Source organism: Phormidium sp. CCY1219 (assembly GCF_055795085.1).
This window is the reverse complement of the sequence record NZ_JAYFEQ010000102.1, coordinates 1-218: the sequence shown is the minus strand read 5'-3', so window position 1 is coordinate 218 and position 218 is coordinate 1. Positions and strand designations below refer to the sequence as shown.

Below are 218 nucleotides of genomic sequence, written 5' to 3'. Positions count from 1 at the left end.
AAGTCATCGGCATATCGGATGATTTTCGGACGATAATTAACGTCTCGTTTTCCGTTAATGTTCTTAGTCCTGGGGAAAGCATTAACAACCGAATTTATCATCCCATGTAAGGCAATGTTTGCCAGTAGTGGACTAATTACTCCACCCTGTGGAGTGCCTGACTCTGTTGCCTCAAATACGCCATTGTCCAGAACTCCGGCTTTAAGCCATTGTTTAAT

General features: G+C 43.1%; 1 protein-coding gene. It reads right to left on the bottom strand.

Going from position 1 to position 218, the window contains the following annotated elements:
• The coding region (locus tag AC0QH1_RS00590) for a reverse transcriptase domain-containing protein (protein WP_324628790.1) at nucleotides 1-218 on the bottom strand (218 nt) is incomplete at both ends.